The sequence below is a fragment of the Paraclostridium dentum genome, from assembly GCF_048568265.1.
Lineage (GTDB): Bacteria > Bacillota > Clostridia > Peptostreptococcales > Peptostreptococcaceae > Paraclostridium > Paraclostridium dentum.
Genome location: NZ_CP183813.1, coordinates 2,785,630 through 2,805,838, shown reverse-complemented (window position 1 = coordinate 2,805,838; position 20,209 = coordinate 2,785,630). Strand labels below are relative to the sequence as shown.

Sequence of the window (20,209 nt, the reverse complement as noted above, 5' to 3'; positions counted from 1 at the left end):
GTGAAAAAAGCAATTTTAGTTGTTAGTTTTGGGACAAGTTACAAAGAGACAAGAGAAAAAACTATAGAGGCATGTGAAAGTAAAATTAAGGAAGCTTTTAAAGGATATGACTTTTTTAGAGCGTTCACATCAAATATGATAATAAGAAAATTAAAAAATAGAGATAACATACATATAGAAAATCCAATAGAAGCATTGGATAGATTATATGATGAGGGATATGAAGAAGTAATAGTTCAAACTTTACACATAATTTGTGGAGAGGAATATACAAAGTTAAAAAATCAAATAAGTGAATACGATGACAAGTTTGAAAAAATAACACTAGGAAGACCTCTTTTAAGTCAAATTGATGACTATAAAGAAACAGTAGAAGCTTTAAAGCTACAAATACCGAAATTAGAAGAAGATGAAGCTATTGTTCTTATGGGACATGGAACTGAGCACGAAGCTCATAGTGCTTATCCAGCATTGGATTATATGTTAAAACAAGAAAATATTAAGGCATATGTTGGAACTGTTGAAGGTTATCCTGAAATAGATGAAGTTATAGTTAATCTTAAAAAAGATAAAGTTTCAAAAGTAAGATTAATGCCTTTTATGTTGGTTGCAGGAGATCATGCAATAAATGATATGGCCGGAGATGAAGATGACTCTTGGAATTCAATATTAATAAAAAATGGATTTAAAACAGAAATACATTTAAAGGGCTTAGGAGAAAATGAAGCAATTCAAAATAAATTTGTAAAACATGCACTAGACTGTGCTGAGGTTTTAAATGGGGGAGGAAATTAATTATGGCTAAGTTTTATGGAATCGGAACAGGACCTGGAGATAGTGAGTTAGTTACAGTAAAAGCAGTAAATACAATGAAAAAACTGGATATATTATACACACCAGAGTCAAAGAGAGAAGGAAATAGTTTAGCATTAAGCATAGTAGAACAGTATTTGCCAAAACAGCTTAAAATCAAGCAAAGGCACTTCCCTATGAATTTTAATGATGGTGAAAAAATAATGGCTTGGAATAGAGTAGCGGATGAAATTGTAGAAGATGTTAAAAATGGTAAAAATGTTGGGTTTGTAACTTTAGGTGATCCTATGATATATAGCACATACGTATATATAATGGAAAGACTTATAGACAAAATTGATGTTGAAACTATACCTGGTATTTCATCATTTTCAAATATTGCATCAAATCAAAATTTCCCGTTAGTCATGGATAAAGAGCCATTAATAATAGTACCATGCACTATAGATGAAGAAAAGATAGATTACGCTTTAGAAAACTACAGTTCAATAGTTTTAATGAAAGTGTATAAAAACTTTAAATATATAGTTGATAAATTAGAAAAGAACAATTTATTAGAATATTCTATATTAGTTAGTAATTCATCTTTAGAAAATGAAGTGGTGTATAATGATTTAAAAGAAATTGATTTAGAAAATAAAATATCTTATTTTTCCACGATTTTAGTAAACAAGGAGAATACTAAGGTAGGATAAATCTGGAGGATTTTATGGATTTTGCAGTAGTGGGAGTTAATCACAATAACACTCCTATAAACATAAGAGAAACTGTATCTTTTACAGATACACAAAAAATTGAAGGTATAAATTTTTTACTAGACAATGGAATAGAAGAAGCTATTATATTATCTACATGCAATAGAAGTGAAGTATATATATACTCAAATAATATTTCAGATAAGGTAGAAGTTGTAAAAAACTTCTACCAAGACTATTTCGATGTAGAAAGTATAGAAGAATTCTTATTTAATAAAACTGGAGAAGAAGCAATTAAACATGTATTTAATGTTTCAGCAGGGTTAGATTCATTAGTTTTAGGTGAAGATCAAATTTTAGGGCAAGTTAAAGATGCACATGATTTTGCAAGACAATTAGGTTCAAGTAAGAAAGTATTTAATAAATTATTTAGAGAAGCTATAACAGTTTCAAAAGATATAAAAACTACAACAAAGATTTCTCATCAACCATTATCTATAAGTTACATTGGAATTAAATGTTTGAAAGAAAAGGTGGGATCTTTAGAAAATAAAAATGCTTTAGTAATTGGACTTGGCAAAATGAGCAAGTTAGCGATGAAACACTTAGAAGAAGAGCAATTAAACAATATATATGTGACTAATAGGAGTTATGAAAAATTAAAAAACATACAAGATGAATATAAAAATTTAATTCCTATTAAGTATGAGGATAGATATGAAGTCATGGATAAGGTAGATATAGTTATCAGTGCTACGGCATCTCCTCATACAGTATTAAAGAAGGCTGAAATGCCAAAAACTTCAAACAAGCTAATAATGATGGATATTGCATTACCAAGAGATATAGATAAAAACTTAAATGAATTTGAAAATATTGAAGTTTATGATATTGACGATTTAAAAAAAATAAGTGAAGCAAATGACAAAAAAAGAAGAGAATTAGCATGTATTGGAGAATTAATTATTGATGAAAAGATAGAAGAATTTAATGAATGGTTAGAGACTATAAAAATAGATCCAACAATACAATCTTTAAATGATAAATGTTCAGATATTAGAGAGGATACATTAGATTATATCTATAGAAAACTTGATTTAAATTGCAGAGAGAAAAAAATAATAGATAAGATGCTAACTTCTGCACTTAAAAGACTTGTAAGAGAACCAATAATAAATTTAAAACAAATTAAAGATAGTGGAAAGCAAGAGGAATATATAAAAATAGTAGAAGAGCTGTTTGACTTATAATAAATATGGGCAAAAGGAGATTAGGTATGAAAGTTATAGTAGGAAGCAGAGGTAGCAACTTAGCTCTTACTCAAACTAATTGGGTTATAAATGAATTGAAAAAATTTCATCCGAATATAGAGTTTGAAGTTAAGATAATAAAAACTAAGGGAGACTTAATTCAAAATGTATCTCTAGATAAAATAGGCGATAAGGGCTTATTTGTTAAAGAAATAGAACAACAGTTATTAGATAAGTCAATCGATATAGCTGTGCACAGTATGAAAGATATGCCTTCAAGCTTACCAGAAGGATTAAAATTTGCAGGAGTACCTAAGAGAGAAGATATAAGGGATGTCCTAATTTTAAAAGAAGGATACAAATCTTTAGATGATTTGCCTAAAGGAGCTAAAATAGGTAGCGGAAGCAAGAGAAGAAAATATCAGCTTTTAAATCATAGACCAGACTTAGAAATAGTTCCTATAAGAGGAAATATAGAGACAAGAATGAGAAAGATTGAAGATGAAAATCTTTGCGGTGTAATACTTGCAGCAGCAGGGCTTATAAGAGCAGGGTTAGAAGAAAAAATTACTTGTTACTTAGATGAAGATATAGTTATACCAGCGCCAGCTCAAGGAGCACTAGGAATAGAAATAAGAAAAGGAGACTCAAGCATAGAAGATATATTAAGTTGTATAGCAGATAAGACTTCTGAGATACAAGTTGAAGCAGAAAGAGGATTCTTAGATGGAATAAATGGAAGCTGTCATATTCCAGTGGGAGCGCACTGTAAAGTAGATGGTGATGACATAGTATTAACTGGATTATATGGAGATGAAGAAGGTAATAAAATTATAACGAAAACTATAAATGGTAAAGTTTCTCAAGCTAGAGAAGTAGGAATTGAGCTAGCCAAATTAATTTCGAAGGAGTTTAAGTCTTATGAAAGGTAAAGTATACTTAGTTGGAGCAGGACCTGGAGATTATAAACTTATGACATTAAAAGGAATGGAATGTATAAAAAAAGCTGATGTAATAGTTTATGATAGGTTGGCAAATGAAAAATATTTAAAAGAAGCAAATGAAAATTGCGAATTTATATATGTAGGAAAAGCATCTAGCAATCATGCTTTACCGCAAGATAAAATCAATGAAGTTATAACAAATAAAGCTAAAGAAGGTAAAACTGTAACTAGACTAAAAGGTGGAGATCCATATGTATTTGGTAGAGGTGGAGAAGAAGCTGAATTCCTTTTAGATAATGGAATTGAATTTGAAGTAGTTCCAGGGATAACATCTGCAATAGGAGGTCTTTGTTACGCAGGTATACCTATAACTCACAGAGATTATGCATCTTCTTTTCATGTTATAACAGGTCATTTAAAAGATGATGAAAATGATGAACTTAATTGGAATGCATTAGCCAATAATGAAGGAACATTAGTATTTTTAATGGGAATTTCTAATTTAAAAAAAATAAGCAACAAATTAATCAAAGAGGGAAAGTCAAAAGATACTCCTGTAGCGCTTATAAGTTGGGCTACTAGATACAATCAAAGAGTAGTTACTGGAAGCCTAGAAAATATATATGATGTAGCTATGAAAGAAGGAGTTAAACCTCCAACTCTTATTGTTGTAGGTGATGTGGTAAGTTTAAGAGAAAAACTAAACTTCTTTGAGAAAAAACCTCTATTTGGAAAAAATATTTTAGTAACGAGAGCTAGAACTCAAAGTAGTAGTTTAGTTGCTAAGATAATGGATTTAGGAGGTAATCCAATTGAAATACCGACAATAAGAATAGAAAAAGTAGATGACAACAAAGAATTAGAAAATGAAATAAACAATATTTCTAATTATAATTACTTAATTTTAACAAGTCAAAATGGAGTTAATATATTCTTTGATAAACTGGCTGAAATGAATTTAGATTTAAGAAAGTTAGCTAATATAAAAATATGTGCTATTGGACCGGCTACCGCTAAAGAATTAAAAAATAGAGGGATAATAGCAGATATAGTACCTGAAAAATTCATAGCAGAAGCTATGTACGAGGAATTAAAAAATAAACTAAACAGTAATGATAGTATTTTAATACCAAGAGGTGCGAATTCAAGAGACTTTTTAGTAGATAAATTAAGTGAAATATGTACAGTAAAAGAAGTACATACTTATAAAACAGAAATAGAAGATAAGTATAAAGAAGAAATAATAGCTTTGTTAAATGAAAATAATGTAGATTATATTACATTTACAAGTTCGTCTACAGTTTCTAATTTTATTGATATAATAGGAGTAGACAATATAGATAAACTAAAAGATACTAAAGTAATATCTATAGGACCTATAACTAGCAATACAGCTAAAGAGTTAGGGCTTAAGGTTTATAAAGAGCCGACTAACTATACTATAAATGATTTAATAAATTGCATTATAGAAGACAAATAATTAGGGGGAATTTACAATGTTAAGAAGACCAAGAAGATTAAGAAATAGTGCTGCAATAAGAGATTTAGTGAGAGAAACGGTATTAAATGTAAATGATTTAATATATCCTTTATTTGTAGTAGAAGGAGAAAATATAAAAGAAGAAATACCATCTCTACCAGAAGTATATCATTTTTCTTTAGATAAACTAGAAGAAGAAATAAAAGAGATAAAAGACTTAGGAATTCAACATGTTATATTATTCGGTATACCAGATGAAAAAGATGCGTTTGGAAAAGAAGCATATAATGATAATGGAATAGTTCAAAAGGCTATAAGAAAAATAAAAGAAATAGATCCTGATATGTGTGTAACTACAGATGTTTGTATGTGCCAATACACTAGTCATGGTCATTGCGGCATATTAACTGAAAAAGGATATGTAGACAATGATCAAACTTTAGAATATTTAACTAAAATAGCTGTAAGTCATGCAAAAGCTGGAGCTGACATGGTAGCTCCGTCTGATATGATGGATGGAAGAATTCAAGCTATGAGAGAAGGATTAGATGCACAAGGGTTCGAGACTGTAGCTATAATGTCATATAGCGTTAAGTATGCGTCTAGTTTCTATGGACCATTTAGAGATGCAGCAGGATCAGCTCCATCATTTGGAGATAGAAAAACTTATCAAATGGATCCAGCTAATTCAAATGAAGCGTTAATAGAAGCTGAACTTGATGTATTAGAAGGAGCAGATATGTTAATGGTTAAGCCAGCATTATCATACTTAGATGTAATAAGAAGAGTTAAAGATAACTTTGATTTACCATTAGTAGCATACAATGTAAGTGGAGAATATTCTATGTTAAAACTTGCAGTTAAAGAAGGTTTATTAAATGAGTCAGCTATATATGAAGCTGTTATGTCTATAAAGAGAGCTGGAGCAGATATAATAATAACTTACTTTGCAAAAGATATAGCTAAATTAATTAGGGGGTAACACCAATGAGAAAAAATGAAAAGTCACTAAAAATATATGAAGAAGCAACTAAGTACATCCCAGGTGGCGTAAACAGCCCAGTTAGAGCATTTAAATCAGTAGGATTAGACCCTGTTTTTATAGATAGAGCAGAAGGATGTAAAATATATGATGTAGATGGAAATGAATATATAGATTACATATGTTCATGGGGACCACTTATGTTAGGTCATAGCCCAAAAGAAATAGTAGATGGAATTGAAGAAATTGTAAAAAAAGGTACAAGTTATGGGGTTCCAACAGCTATAGAAGTTGATATGGCTAAGCTTATAGTTGAAGCTTATCCTGCAATAGATCAAGTTCGTATGGTAAACTCTGGAACAGAAGCTACTATGAGTGCGCTAAGAGTAGCAAGAGCTTACACTAATAGAAATAAAATATTAAAGTTTGAAGGATGTTATCATGGGCATTCAGATGCACTTTTAGTTAAATCTGGGTCAGGAACTATAACATATGGAGTACCAACAAGCCCTGGAGTACCAGAGGATGTTGTAAAAGATACTTTAGTAACTAGATATAATGATATAGAAGCTACTAAAGCTATGTTTGAAGAGCATGGTAATGAGATAGCTGCTGTTATACTAGAGACTGTAGCAGGAAATATGGGAGTTGTTCCAGGTAAAAAAGAATTCATACAATTTTTAAGAGATATAACTAAAGAATACGGAACGGTTTTAATTTTTGATGAAGTTATAACTGGATTTAGATTAGCTTACAACAGTTCAGTTGGATATTATGGAATAGAACCTGATATGGCATGCTTCGGGAAAATAATAGGAGCTGGACTTCCTGTAGGGGCTTATGGTGGTAAAAAAGAAATTATGGATATGGTTTCTCCTGTAGGGCCTGTATACCAAGCTGGTACTTTATCAGGTAATCCATTAGCTATGTACATGGGTAAAAAGAACTTAGAGATATTAAGAGATAGACCAGAAGTTTATAGTGAATTAGAAAGAAAAGCTATAAAACTAGAAGAAGGTCTAAGATCAAATGTTGAAAAACTTGGATTAAATTACACTGTAAATAGAGCTGGGTCTTTAGTTTGTTTATTCTTTGCAGAAGGACCAATAAACAATTATGATGATGTTACTAAGTGTAATGTACCTATGTTTAATAAATACTTCGAGGAGCTATTAAATAGAGGGATTTTACTTGCTCCTACTCAATTTGAGGCAATGTTCTTATCTAATGCTCATACAGATGAGATAATAGATGAAACTATAAAAGCTAGTTATGAAGCTTTAAAGGCTGCTCATAACTTATAATCAAAAGTGTTGAATAGAAATTTTCTATTCAACACTTTTTTAAATTTAAATAAATTTACAACTTAATAGCAATATTGTTTACACACATAGCTAAGTTTATAGTTTTTTTCTATATGTATAATTAATAAAAGTAGGAGTAAAGATGTATATCCTTTACATGGGATATTTTAAAATAGTATAATTTACAAATAAAGTTAGTATACTAACTATTTTTAAGGGCTTATAACATAAGGGGGATTTAACATGAAAAAAGACGTAAGAGGAATATTAAATTCATTTAAAGAAGGATTAGGGGCTATAAGTGAAACAAACCAAGAAAATGTAGAAGCATTTATGGGGCTTTTAAACTCTGGTTATAAAGAAGGAGCTTTAACTACTAAAACAAAAGAGCTTATAAGTGTAGCGATAGGTATATATAATCGTTGCGAGTATTGTATAGTTTGTCATACATATGCAGCATTAGAGCTTGGAGCTACAAGAGAGGAAATAATGGAAGCAGCTATGGTTGCAGTTGGGTTTGGAGGAGGACCTTCTATGGCGTATAGTGCTACTTTATTAAAAGATTGTATAGATGAGTTTGAAAAAGATTTTATTTAATATAAATATATTAATATAATAAATAGTTATTAGTTAGGAGTATTTCTATAATAAAAATAGAGGTACTCCTTTTTGATTATAGAAATAAACATATTAAAGTTATTTATTTTTATATTCAAAAAGGAGAAGTATTTATGAAATTAAAGAATGATTTAGTAGAGCAATATTTGGATAAGTGGCAAGATATTCTTAGAATTAGAGATTGGGATATTAAAATTGAGTTAGTTGATAAAGAATGGAGAAAAAGTGGAGATATAAAGATAGATAGAGATGTAAAACAAGCTGTTTTGATGATAAATAATTACAATAGAAAACATACTAATTTAGAAGCTTTGGTAATTCACGAGCTTATACATCTTAAATTATGGGGTATGGATCAAATGATAGAATCGCTAATTTATAGTGTTTTTGGAAAGGATGAAAGTGATCCTAAGTTTGACTTTGCATACACTCAATTTATGCAAGAGCTAGAGAGTACAGTTGAAGATTTAACTAAAGCATATGTATATACAGGGGCAGAAGATAAAGAAATATCGTTTGGAAGAGTTCAAAAAGAGGTAGAAAAAGAAGGAGGTGGTATATAATATAAAATAGACATTAAAAGTATAGAAAGGAATTATAAGATGAACTACCCTATTATGGTGAACTTAGATTATAAAGAGATAACAATTATAGGAGGTGGGAAAATAGCTTATAGGAAAGCAAAGAACTTTATTGATTTTGGATATAAGGTTAAGGTTATATCTTTAGACTTTAATGAAAAATTTAAAGATATAGAAAGTAAAATTGAATTAATCAGAGATGAATATAAAGAAGAATATATAGAAAATAGCTTTATTGTTGTTGCAGCTACTAATAATAGAGATATAAATAAGTCTATAGGTATGTATTGCGCTGAGAAAAATAAACTTGTAAATGTAGTAGATAATCCAACCTTATCTAGCTATATAGTTCCATCTACCATTAAAAGAGGAGATCTTATTATAGGAGTATCCACTTCAGGAAAAAGTCCATCATTAGCATCTAAGATAAAAAAAGATTTAGAAATAGTTTATGATGATAGTTATGAAGAATATATACAATTACTAGGCGAATTAAGATGTAAAATTCTAAAAAAATATGATGATCCAGTTAAAAAAAAGCAATTACTAAATGAAATTATAAATTTAAACATTGAAGAACTAAAAAAATATATAGTTTAAAAATGTTGAAATTTGAGGGAAGAAGAGGTAATTCCGCATAAAATAAATAAAAAAATAGAAAAAAGTTTTTAAAAAGTATTGACGTTATTTTTAAATGATGGTAAAGTATTACTTGTCCTTAAGAAAAGGGCAAAACAAAAATGAACTTTGAAAATTAAACAGTAGGTTAATTATAAAAATTCTTTTTTAAAAGAATTAAACACAAACAACCAAGCCAGATATTCAGATAATGATTAGCTGAGCGATGGACAACTTTTTAAATTATATTTGAGAGTTTGATCCTGGCTCAGGATGAACGCTGGCGGCGTGCCTAACACATGCAAGTCGAGCGATCTCTTCGGAGAGAGCGGCGGACGGGTGAGTAACGCGTGGGTAACCTGCCCTGTACACACGGATAACATACCGAAAGGTATACTAATACGGGATAACATATGAAAGTCGCATGGCTTTTATATCAAAGCTCCGGCGGTACAGGATGGACCCGCGTCTGATTAGCTAGTTGGTAAGGTAATGGCTTACCAAGGCAACGATCAGTAGCCGACCTGAGAGGGTGATCGGCCACACTGGAACTGAGACACGGTCCAGACTCCTACGGGAGGCAGCAGTGGGGAATATTGCACAATGGGCGAAAGCCTGATGCAGCAACGCCGCGTGAGCGATGAAGGCCTTCGGGTCGTAAAGCTCTGTCCTCAAGGAAGATAATGACGGTACTTGAGGAGGAAGCCCCGGCTAACTACGTGCCAGCAGCCGCGGTAATACGTAGGGGGCTAGCGTTATCCGGAATTACTGGGCGTAAAGGGTGCGTAGGTGGTTTTTTAAGTCAGAAGTGAAAGGCTACGGCTCAACCGTAGTAAGCTTTTGAAACTAGAGAACTTGAGTGCAGGAGAGGAGAGTAGAATTCCTAGTGTAGCGGTGAAATGCGTAGATATTAGGAGGAATACCAGTAGCGAAGGCGGCTCTCTGGACTGTAACTGACACTGAGGCACGAAAGCGTGGGGAGCAAACAGGATTAGATACCCTGGTAGTCCACGCCGTAAACGATGAGTACTAGGTGTCGGGGGTTACCCCCCTCGGTGCCGCAGCTAACGCATTAAGTACTCCGCCTGGGAAGTACGCTCGCAAGAGTGAAACTCAAAGGAATTGACGGGGACCCGCACAAGTAGCGGAGCATGTGGTTTAATTCGAAGCAACGCGAAGAACCTTACCTAAGCTTGACATCCCACTGACCTCTCCCTAATCGGAGATTTCCCTTCGGGGACAGTGGTGACAGGTGGTGCATGGTTGTCGTCAGCTCGTGTCGTGAGATGTTGGGTTAAGTCCCGCAACGAGCGCAACCCTTGCCTTTAGTTGCCAGCATTAAGTTGGGCACTCTAGAGGGACTGCCGAGGATAACTCGGAGGAAGGTGGGGATGACGTCAAATCATCATGCCCCTTATGCTTAGGGCTACACACGTGCTACAATGGGTGGTACAGAGGGTTGCCAAGCCGCGAGGTGGAGCTAATCCCTTAAAGCCATTCTCAGTTCGGATTGTAGGCTGAAACTCGCCTACATGAAGCTGGAGTTACTAGTAATCGCAGATCAGAATGCTGCGGTGAATGCGTTCCCGGGTCTTGTACACACCGCCCGTCACACCATGGAAGTTGGGGGCGCCCGAAGCCGGTTAGCTAACCTTTTAGGAAGCGGCCGTCGAAGGTGAAACCAATGACTGGGGTGAAGTCGTAACAAGGTAGCCGTATCGGAAGGTGCGGCTGGATCACCTCCTTTCTAAGGAGTAATTGCCTACTGTTTAATTTTGAGAGCTTATTGTTCTCAAAATTAGTACTTAATTGTACTTTAGTACTTTGAAAACTGCATAACATTTAGTGATGATTAAATAAACCAATTATAAGAGAAGAAAACTCTTTAAAAAATAACACTTTTAAGCAATGGGACATGAGTCATATTGACGAATGGACATTGGCGAAGTCATTTAATAACTGGTCAAGTTATTAAGGGCGCAGGGCGGATGCCTTGGCACTAAGAGCCGATGAAGGACGCGATAAGCTGCGATAAGCTTCGGGGAGTTGCACGTAAACTTTGATCCGAAGATTTCCGAATGAGGAAACTCACTTAGAGTAATGTCTAAGTATCATTAAGTGAATACATAGCTTAGTGAGGGGAACCCGGGGAACTGAAACATCTAAGTACCCGGAGGAAAAGAAAGAAATTCGATTCCGTAAGTAGCGGCGAGCGAACGCGGAATAGCCCAAACCAGTGAAGTTTTCTTCGCTGGGGTTGCGGACACATCATCAACGAAGAGGTATCGTAAACGAAGAGAGTTGGAAAGCTCCGCTATAAAGTGTAATAGCCACGTAGTTGAAACGAGAAGACTTTAGATGTGATCCAGAGTACCACGGGACACGTGAAACCCTGTGGGAAGCAGGAGGGACCATCCTCCAAGGCTAAATACTACTTAGTGACCGATAGCGCATAGTACCGTGAGGGAAAGGTGAAAAGAACCCCGGGAGGGGAGTGAAATAGAACCTGAAACCCTGCGCTTACAAGCTGTGGAAGCACTTTATATGTGTGACCGCGTACTTTTTGTAGAACGGGCCAACGAGTTACGATAGTAAGCTAGGTTAAGTACTTAAGGTATGGAGCCGTAGTGAAAGCGAGTCTTAAATGGGCGTTAAGTTTGCTGTCGTAGACCCGAAACCGAGCGACCTATCCATGAGCAGGATGAAGCGAAAGTAAAATTTCGTGGAGGTCCGAACCCACGAGCGTTGAAAAGCTCGGGGATGACTTGTGGATAGCGGTGAAATTCCAATCGAGCTCGGAGATAGCTGGTTCTCCCCGAAATAGCTTTAGGGCTAGCCTCAAGGTTGAGAAATACGGAGGTAGAGCACTGAATATCCTAGGGGGCATTGAGCTTACCGAAGATTATCAAACTCCGAATGCCGTTATTTTATACTTGGGAGTCAGACTGTGGGTAATAAGATTCATAGTCGAGAGGGCAACAGCCCAGATCGTCAGCTAAGGTCCCTAAATGTAAGTTAAGTGGTAAAGGATGTGGGATTGCATAGACAACCAGGATGTTGGCTTAGAAGCAGCCACTCATTTAAAGAGTGCGTAATAGCTCACTGGTCGAGTGATCCTGCGCCGAAGATTACCGGGGCTAAAACTTACTACCGAAGCTACGATATCATTTATGATAGGTAGGGGAGCTTCCTATGCAGGCTGAAGCATGACCGTAAGGACGTGTGGACAGTATAGGAGTGAGAATGTTGGCATGAGTAGCGAGACGTGGGTGAGAATCCCACGGGCCGTAAACCCAAGGTTTCCAGGGGAAGGTTCGTCCGCCCTGGGTTAGTCGGGACCTAAGCCGAGGCCGAAAGGCGTAGGTGATGGACAACAGGTTGAGATTCCTGTACCACCGATAATCGTTTGAGAGATGGAATGACACAGTAGGATAAGCTAACCACACTGTTGGTTATGTGTGGCTAAGTACTGAGGCAGTCAAGGCAGGCAAATCCGCCATGATAATGCTGGGGTACGATGGGGAGCGAAATTAAGTAGCGAAGTAGCTGATTTCACACTGTCGAGAAAAGTTTCTATCGAGATTAAAGGTGCCCGTACCGCAAACCGACACAGGTGGGTGAGGAGAGTATCCTAAGGCCAGCGAGAGAACTGTTGTTAAGGAACTCGGCAAAATGACCCCGTAACTTAGGGAGAAGGGGTGCCACGTTAGGGTTAACGCCCGAGGTGGCCGCAGAGAATAGGCCCAAGCGACTGTTTACCAAAAACACAGGTTTCTGCTAAGTCGCAAGACGATGTATAGGAGCTGACGCCTGCCCGGTGCTGGAAGGTTAAGGGGATCTGTTAGGATTTATCCGAAGCAGTGAACTTAAGCCCCAGTAAACGGCGGCCGTAACTATAACGGTCCTAAGGTAGCGAAATTCCTTGTCGGGTAAGTTCCGACCCGCACGAAAGGCGTAACGATTTGGGCACTGTCTCAACAACAGACTCGGTGAAATTGTAATCCCGGTGAAGATGCCGGGTACCTGCGACAGGACGGAAAGACCCCATGGAGCTTTACTGTAGCTTGACATTGAATTTTGGTGCTACATGTACAGGATAGGTGGGAGGCTATGAAATCAGGACGCCAGTCTTGGTGGAGCCATCCTTGGGATACCACCCTTGTAGTACTGAGATTCTAACCAGATACCTTGAATCAGGTATTGGGACACTGTCAGGTGGGCAGTTTGACTGGGGCGGTCGCCTCCCAAAGAGTAACGGAGGCGCTCAAAGGTTCTCTCAGCACGGTCGGAAATCGTGCGTAGAGTGTAAAGGCAGAAGAGAGCTTGATTGCAAGACATACAGGTCGAGCAAGGACGAAAGTCGGACTTAGTGATCCGGTGGTTCCGCATGGAAGGGCCATCGCTCAACGGATAAAAGCTACCCTGGGGATAACAGGCTTATCTCCCCCAAGAGTCCACATCGACGGGGAGGTTTGGCACCTCGATGTCGGCTCATCACATCCTGGGGCTGTAGTAGGTCCCAAGGGTTGGGCTGTTCGCCCATTAAAGTGGTACGCGAGCTGGGTTCAGAACGTCGTGAGACAGTTCGGTCCCTATCCGTCGCAGGCGTAGGAAATTTGAGGAGACCTGTCCTTAGTACGAGAGGACCGGGATGGACGTACCTCTGGTGTACCAGTTGTTCTGCCAAGGGCATGGCTGGGTAGCTATGTACGGAATGGATAAGCGCTGAAAGCATCTAAGCGCGAAGCCAACTTCAAGATAAGATTTCCCACCGTAAGGGTAAGATCCCAGGAAGACTACCTGGTTGATAGGTCGGAGGTGTAAATGCAGCAATGTATGTAGCTTACCGATACTAATAGATCGAGGACTTGACCAAGATTATTTAATCTTACAAATGTTATTCAGTTTTTAGAGTACTAACTCAAAATATATGCGGGTGTAGCTCAATGGTAGAGTTCCGGCCTTCCAAGCCGGCTGTGAGGGTTCGATCCCCTTCACCCGCTCCAAATAAAGATTATGTGGTTATTATAGCAAAGAGGATACACCTGTTCCCATTCCGAACACAGAAGTTAAGCTCTTTAGCGCCGATGGTACTTGGTGGGAAGCTGCCTGGGAGAGTAGGACGTAGCCGCGTAATCTTTTTTATTTTACGTGGATTTGTGTAGTGGTTGATATTTAGTTTGCGCTTGGGTCATAAAGCTGAGAAGATGCTTTAAATGACCACTGCGCTGCAAACTAAATATCAACCACTTTTTGTTGTGTGAAATAAATAAGAATTACGCTTGTACGGTATGAGTTAAAGGATAAGAGAAGATGCTTTAAAATGACCACTGCGTTGCAAATTAAACCTTAACCACTTTTTGTTGTGTAAAATAAATAAGAATTACGCTTGTACGGTATGCGTTAAAGGATAAGAGAAGATGCTTTAAAATGACTTCTGCATTGTAACTTAATACTAACCATTTTTTGATGTATAAAATAAAAAAGATCACGCTTGTAAAGTATGATATGAAGAAATAAGGGAAGATGCTTTGAATGACCATTGAGTTGCAAACTAAATCTTAACCACTTTTGTTGTGTAAAATAAAGAATGATTACGAGTGTAGGAGATGAGATTAAATAAAAAGAGAATCGCGTAGCTATGATATGAAATAAAGAGATAATAAAAGACAAACAAGTATAAAGGGGTAATATAGGTAAAAACTATCGATTTTAAGTTTAAAATAGATAAAAACTATTGGAAGTGAATTGTCTAATAATGTTAAAATTTAATAGTATAACAAATCAGGAGGGGAATTATGAAGAAAATTTTATTATTATGTAGTATGCTTCTAGTGATAACGTTATCTCTAGTTGGATGTGGTAGCAAAGATAAAGAATCTGCTGAAGGTGAAAAGAAGTATAATTACTATACAGCAGACCAATTAAAAGAAGCAATAGAAAGTAAAAAAGATATTACACTTGTTGATATACAAGTTAAAGAAGACTATGATAAACATCATATAGAGGGAACTATTCCTACTTATGCTTATCCTGCAGAAAAGGATGAAGAAAAGGCTAAGATAGATACAGTTTTACCTAAGTTAGAAGAAAATGATAATCCTATAATAGTTGTATGCCCAGGTGGTGGAAGTGGAGCTAAGAACACAATAAACTATTTAGAATCTAAAGGAATAAAATCAGATAGAATGTTTATATTAGAAAAGGGTCAAAAAGGTTGGCCGTATAAAGAATTGTTAGAAAAATAAATTTTAAAGTTACCTATATTATATATAGGTAACTTTTTTAATTATAAGGAAATTATAATGATTTAAAAAATTGTAGAAGCTAAACAAACATTAAATTAACATAGTTTAAATGTAAGAAATAATTAAACTATGTATAAAGTAGATTTAATCTAGAAAAGATATATATACTAGTTAAATTGAAAATAATCTTATTTTTTATAAGGAGGAACATTATAATGATAGAAAAAACTAGGATGACAGAAGATGCTAAAAAAAGTAGAGTACTTCTTAATTTCTTCCTATCTATGTTGTTAGCATACTTATTTATAAAAGGAGGTATAAATACTGGACAATTAATATTTGGACCTATATTGACATCGATATCAAAGAGTGATTTCTTTATGCAGAATCAGAATTTAATAATACAATTTGTTCAGTTGCTTGCATTTGGGTTGATATCATCAATAGTATTTATTTGGGTACTAGCCATAGAAGGAAGAGAAATATCAACTTTAGGATTTTATAAAGAGAGTTGGCTTGTAAAATATGCATCAGGATTACTTATAGGACTTCTTATGATGAGTACCGTAGTATTTATATTATATATATTTGGATTTATAACAATTGAAACAAACTCACTGCAGCCAGTAGGAACAGCAGCATTATTAAATATTTCAATAATCTTAATAGGATGGTTGATACAAGGTGCAACAGAAGAAATAGTAACTAGAGGGTGGCTAATGAATGTATTAGGTGCTAGATACAATATTACAGTTGGGCTAATACTATCATCTGTGTTCTTTGGATTGATACATTCTGAGAATCCTGGTATAAATTATGTAGCGATGCTAAATATTGTATTAGTTGGAATTTTACTTGGATTAATAGTTATAAATACTGGTAGCTTATGGGTTGCTTGTGGAATTCACAGTGCATGGAATTTTGCTCAAGGCAATATATTTGGATTCCAAGTTAGTGGAAATGATGTCGGAGTAGGAAGTATAGTTGACTTAAATTTAGTAGGAAATGAGTTTATTACAGGGGGACCATTTGGACCTGAAGCTGGAATGGTATGTAGTTTTGTAATTTTGGTTTTAATATTTATAATGTTATTTTTAAGCAAAAGAGATTCTTTAAAAAATCTTAGGTAAGATTATTGCAGTATATAGAGAAAACATGTTTTGAAAATTAAAGTAGTGTTAAGCAGATGGTTCCTATATTTAATAGGAACCATTTTTTATATAGAAAAATTATTATTATAAAAAGTTGTAATTATTACTTGAATTAAAATGAAAAATTTGGGAAAATAAGTATAGTAAGATATAAATCAAAAATAAAATTTAACAGGATTATCTATTTTAGTTAAAATTTTAGAATAATTATGATAATTTTAAATTTTATAAGATTTATTTTTAAATTTATGTTTAGTAAGAAAGACGGCGGGTATATATATACTATAACAAGTTAATAAAAATTTAGAAACTAATTAAATTAATATATATATAAGGTTAAAGGGAGGATTTTAATATGAAAAAATTTGTTTGTACAGTATGTGGATATATACATGAAGGAGAAACAGCACCAGAAATCTGTCCAGTATGTAAAGTTGGAGCAGATAAGTTTGAAGAAATGAAAGGTGAAATGGTTTGGGCAGACGAGCATAGAATAGGAGTAGCTCAAGGAGTAGATCCAGAGATAGTAGAAGGGTTAAGAGCTAACTTCACAGGTGAATGTACAGAAGTAGGAATGTACTTAGCGATGAGTCGTCAAGCAGACAGAGAAGGATTCCCAGAAGTAGCAGAAGCATATAAGAGAATAGCATTTGAAGAAGCAGAACATGCAGCTAAATTTGCAGAGTTATTAGGAGAAGTAGTAGTAGCAGATACACAAGCTAACTTAAAAGCAAGAGTAGAAGCTGAATATGGAGCAACTGATGGAAAATTAAAATTAGCTAAAAGAGCTAAAGAATTAGGATTAGATGCTATACATGATACAGTTCATGAAATGTGTAAAGATGAAGCTAGACATGGAAAAGCATTCTTAGGATTATTAAATAGACATTTTGGGAAATAATATATAGAGATTTGATAAATAACTTAAATATATATCTGAAAATATGTTTAAAGTAACATATTTTGGGTATATATTTAGGCACTAGGAAAAACGTTAACAAATTAATGATAATTAACGTGGAAAATTAAAAATTACATTAAATACAGGGAGGATTTTAAACATGAAAAAATTTGTTTGTACAGTATGCGGATATATACATGAAGGAGAAACAGCACCAGAGATTTGTCCAGTATGTAAAGTTGGAGCTGATAAGTTCGAAGAAATGAAAGGTGAAATGGTTTGGGCAGACGAGCATAGAATAGGAGTAGCTCAAGGAATAGATCCAGAAGTAATAGAAGGATTAAGAGCTAACTTTACAGGTGAATGTACAGAAGTAGGAATGTACTTAGCAATGAGTCGTCAAGCAGACAGAGAAGGATACCCAGAAGTAGCAGAAGCATATAAAAGAATAGCATTTGAAGAAGCAGAACATGCAGCTAAATTTGCAGAGTTATTAGGAGAAGTAGTAGTAGCAGATACACAAGCTAACTTAAAAGCAAGAGTAGAAGCTGAATACGGAGCAACTGATGGAAAATTGAAATTAGCTAAAAAAGCTAAAGAATTAGGATTAGATGCTATACATGATACAGTTCATGAAATGTGTAAAGATGAAGCTAGACATGGAAAAGCATTCTTGGGATTATTAAATAGACATTTTGGAAAATAATAATTAGATATATAAATAAGCCCTCATGTTAGTAAATTAAAATACTAATATGAGGGCTTATTTTGTGATTCAAAATAAAATTTATATGAAAAATAAATATATAGTATGTACTATTTATAAAAAGTTTTTGGAAGTTTTACACTGAATGATAAAATGCTAACAAAAAACACATACTTTATAAAATATTTTATAAAGAAATGTTTTATAATAAAATTTAAAATTAAAAAACAATAATATCTTATTTTAAAAAAAGTGATATAATAAATTTTATAAAAGGCAAAGGTTTTGCTAGACATAATTTATTGTTTTAAATTTAAATAAATAATAGATTGGAGCAAAAGCGAGGAGGCATATATGAAAGAATTATTAGAATTAAACCCAATAATTTGTGCGATAAAGGGTGATGCACATTTAGAAGATGCTGCAAATTCAGATGGAGATATTGTTTTTTTACTAAATGAAGATATCCTTACTTTAAAAGAAAAAATACAAATTTTACATGAACATAATAAGAAGGTATTTGTTCATATTGATATGATAACAGGGCTTTCATCTAGTCCTATAGCTGTAGATTATATGAAAAAAGAATTCAATTTGGATGGGATAATAACAACTAAAACTAATATAGTTAAAAGAGCTATAGAATTAGACTTAAAAGTTGTTCAAAGATTTTTCTTTATAGATTCTATGTCTCTTGAGAATGCAATTGAAAGTTTAAAGAGAGTAAAACCAGATGCGATAGAAATTATGCCAGGTGTAATTCAAAAGGTAATAAAAAAAATGAACAAAACTTATCCCAACGTACCTATTATATGTGGAGGATTAATAGATAGAAAAGAAGAAATAATTGGTGGATTATCAGCTGGAGCTATGGCTATATCTACTACGGATATCGATATGTGGTAATTCAGAAAAAGTAGCTTTTTCAATTGATATAGCAGTTTAGTTTATTAAATATCTAACAAAGTATTTTATTGACTGGAAAATGTTTTCGTGATAGCATTTAATTAAATTAATAACTGGCTGGAGATGAGAGAGCCCCCTATAAAAATGATAGGAGCTCTCTGTTTTTTTGCCTTATTTGACTAATTACATAAAATATCAAGGGAGGTATTGAGTTGAAAAAGACTTTATTAGGAGAGTGCATATCTGAATTTATTGGATCATGGATATTGATTTTTATAGGGTGTGGAGCTGTAGCATCTATGGTATTAAGTGGAGCAGATGTTTCTCAATGGGAAATAGGAATAATATGGGGGTTAGCTGTAACAATTGCAATATATGTAACTGGAGCAGTATCAGGTACTCATATAAATCCAGCTGTAACAATTGCATTAATGGTACACAGAGATTTTCCAAAGAAAAAAGTATTGCCATATATTATAGCTCAAATACTAGGATGTTTTGCAGGAGCAGCAACAGTTTACTTGTTATTTAATAAGCTATTCTTATCATTTGAGAATGCAAATAATATAGTAAGAGCTGGTTCAAACGGACTTACTACAGCAGGTATATTTTCTACTTATCCAAATGCTGCATTAAATTCATTTGATGCATTACTTGTAGAAACTTTCATAACTATGTTGTTAGTCATAGTGATATTAGCAGTAGGCGAAGAAAAAAATTCAAACAAACCTATGTCAAATTTAGCACCAGTTTTTATAGGAATAACAATAGCTATAATAGGAGCTAGTTTTGGAGTATTAACAGGCTTTGCAATGAATCCAGCAAGAGATTTTGGGCCTAAGATGTTTGCTGTTTTAGCAGGTTGGGGAAGCGGAGCACTAGGACCTGACATGTATTTTTGGGTACCTATAGTGGGACCTATAATAGGAGCCATCCTTGCAGGATTTGTATTCGATAAAGGCGTTAAAAAATACATGAATTAAAATACATCAAGGATTTAAAATAAATAATT

At 34.2% G+C, this 20,209-nt stretch carries 16 protein-coding genes, 1 tRNA gene and 3 rRNA genes; all 20 read left to right on the top strand.

Features of this window, described 5'->3' with window-relative positions; genetic code table 11:
- The 20 genes from ACN6I1_RS13050 (at window position 1) to ACN6I1_RS12955 (ending at window position 20,180) form a co-directional block, all read left to right on the top strand.
- Window positions 1-795: a sirohydrochlorin cobaltochelatase gene (locus ACN6I1_RS13050; RefSeq protein ID WP_419742163.1), complete on the top strand. Its 795-nt coding sequence runs from the start codon at window positions 1-3 to the stop codon at window positions 793-795.
- A gap of 2 nt (window positions 796-797) precedes the next feature.
- Entirely contained in the window at window positions 798-1,508 is a 711-nt protein-coding gene (locus tag ACN6I1_RS13045) for a cobalt-factor II C(20)-methyltransferase (RefSeq protein WP_419742162.1), read from the top strand.
- 14 nt (window positions 1,509-1,522) lie between these two features.
- Window positions 1,523-2,758 (top strand): glutamyl-tRNA reductase, encoded by a 1,236-nt coding sequence (gene hemA / locus ACN6I1_RS13040; protein WP_419742161.1) that lies wholly within the window; start codon window positions 1,523-1,525, stop codon window positions 2,756-2,758.
- A gap of 26 nt (window positions 2,759-2,784) precedes the next feature.
- Entirely contained in the window at window positions 2,785-3,690 is a 906-nt protein-coding gene (gene hemC, locus ACN6I1_RS13035) for a hydroxymethylbilane synthase (RefSeq protein WP_025162099.1), read from the top strand.
- Window positions 3,680-5,182: a uroporphyrinogen-III C-methyltransferase gene (cobA, locus tag ACN6I1_RS13030; protein ID WP_419742160.1), complete on the top strand. Its 1,503-nt coding sequence runs from the start codon at window positions 3,680-3,682 to the stop codon at window positions 5,180-5,182. The genes hemC and cobA overlap by 11 nt, the downstream gene beginning before the upstream one ends.
- Window positions 5,183-5,198: 16 nt before the next feature.
- Window positions 5,199-6,164: a porphobilinogen synthase gene (gene hemB / locus ACN6I1_RS13025; RefSeq protein WP_419742159.1), complete on the top strand. Its 966-nt coding sequence runs from the start codon at window positions 5,199-5,201 to the stop codon at window positions 6,162-6,164.
- A 5-nt stretch (window positions 6,165-6,169) separates the two neighbouring features.
- Window positions 6,170-7,468: a glutamate-1-semialdehyde 2,1-aminomutase gene (hemL, locus tag ACN6I1_RS13020; RefSeq protein ID WP_021428147.1), complete on the top strand. Its 1,299-nt coding sequence runs from the start codon at window positions 6,170-6,172 to the stop codon at window positions 7,466-7,468.
- A gap of 243 nt (window positions 7,469-7,711) precedes the next feature.
- Window positions 7,712-8,065, top strand: a complete 354-nt coding sequence (locus tag ACN6I1_RS13015; RefSeq protein ID WP_021428159.1) for a carboxymuconolactone decarboxylase family protein — start codon at window positions 7,712-7,714, stop codon at window positions 8,063-8,065.
- A gap of 134 nt (window positions 8,066-8,199) precedes the next feature.
- On the top strand, window positions 8,200-8,649 hold the full coding sequence (locus tag ACN6I1_RS13010) for a hypothetical protein (RefSeq protein WP_419742158.1): 450 nt from the start codon (window positions 8,200-8,202) through the stop codon (window positions 8,647-8,649).
- Window positions 8,650-8,688: 39 nt separating this feature from the next.
- Complete coding sequence (locus tag ACN6I1_RS13005) at window positions 8,689-9,267, top strand: precorrin-2 dehydrogenase/sirohydrochlorin ferrochelatase family protein (RefSeq protein WP_053833217.1); 579 nt, start codon at window positions 8,689-8,691, stop codon at window positions 9,265-9,267.
- Window positions 9,268-9,530: 263 nt separating this feature from the next.
- Window positions 9,531-11,032: ribosomal RNA gene (locus ACN6I1_RS13000) — 16S ribosomal RNA — on the top strand.
- Window positions 11,033-11,246: 214 nt separating this feature from the next.
- A 23S ribosomal RNA gene (locus ACN6I1_RS12995) occupies window positions 11,247-14,161 on the top strand.
- Between the two features lie 56 nt (window positions 14,162-14,217).
- Window positions 14,218-14,291, top strand: a tRNA-Gly gene (locus tag ACN6I1_RS12990).
- 11 nt (window positions 14,292-14,302) lie between these two features.
- Window positions 14,303-14,419: ribosomal RNA gene (gene rrf, locus ACN6I1_RS12985) — 5S ribosomal RNA — on the top strand.
- The 16S, 23S and 5S rRNA genes sit together here with 1 tRNA gene alongside, the layout of an rRNA operon.
- Window positions 14,420-15,083: 664 nt before the next feature.
- On the top strand, window positions 15,084-15,533 hold the full coding sequence (locus ACN6I1_RS12980) for a rhodanese-like domain-containing protein (RefSeq protein ID WP_021428527.1): 450 nt from the start codon (window positions 15,084-15,086) through the stop codon (window positions 15,531-15,533).
- A 215-nt stretch (window positions 15,534-15,748) separates the two neighbouring features.
- The gene (locus ACN6I1_RS12975) at window positions 15,749-16,663 is read left to right on the top strand and encodes a CPBP family intramembrane glutamic endopeptidase (protein WP_419742157.1); all 915 of its coding nucleotides are present in this window, start codon (window positions 15,749-15,751) and stop codon (window positions 16,661-16,663) included.
- A gap of 376 nt (window positions 16,664-17,039) precedes the next feature.
- The gene (locus ACN6I1_RS12970; protein ID WP_419742156.1) at window positions 17,040-17,585 is read left to right on the top strand and encodes an NADH peroxidase; all 546 of its coding nucleotides are present in this window, start codon (window positions 17,040-17,042) and stop codon (window positions 17,583-17,585) included.
- Window positions 17,586-17,745: 160 nt separating this feature from the next.
- Window positions 17,746-18,291, top strand: a complete 546-nt coding sequence (locus ACN6I1_RS12965; protein WP_024619944.1) for an NADH peroxidase — start codon at window positions 17,746-17,748, stop codon at window positions 18,289-18,291.
- Between the two features lie 354 nt (window positions 18,292-18,645).
- Window positions 18,646-19,197, top strand: coding sequence for a glycerol-3-phosphate responsive antiterminator (locus ACN6I1_RS12960; RefSeq protein ID WP_021428407.1), 552 nt, complete (start codon window positions 18,646-18,648; stop codon window positions 19,195-19,197).
- Between the two features lie 212 nt (window positions 19,198-19,409).
- A complete protein-coding gene (locus tag ACN6I1_RS12955; protein ID WP_021428400.1) occupies window positions 19,410-20,180 on the top strand; it encodes an MIP/aquaporin family protein in 771 nt (256 codons plus the stop codon).
- Window positions 20,181-20,209: the final 29 nt, after the last annotated feature.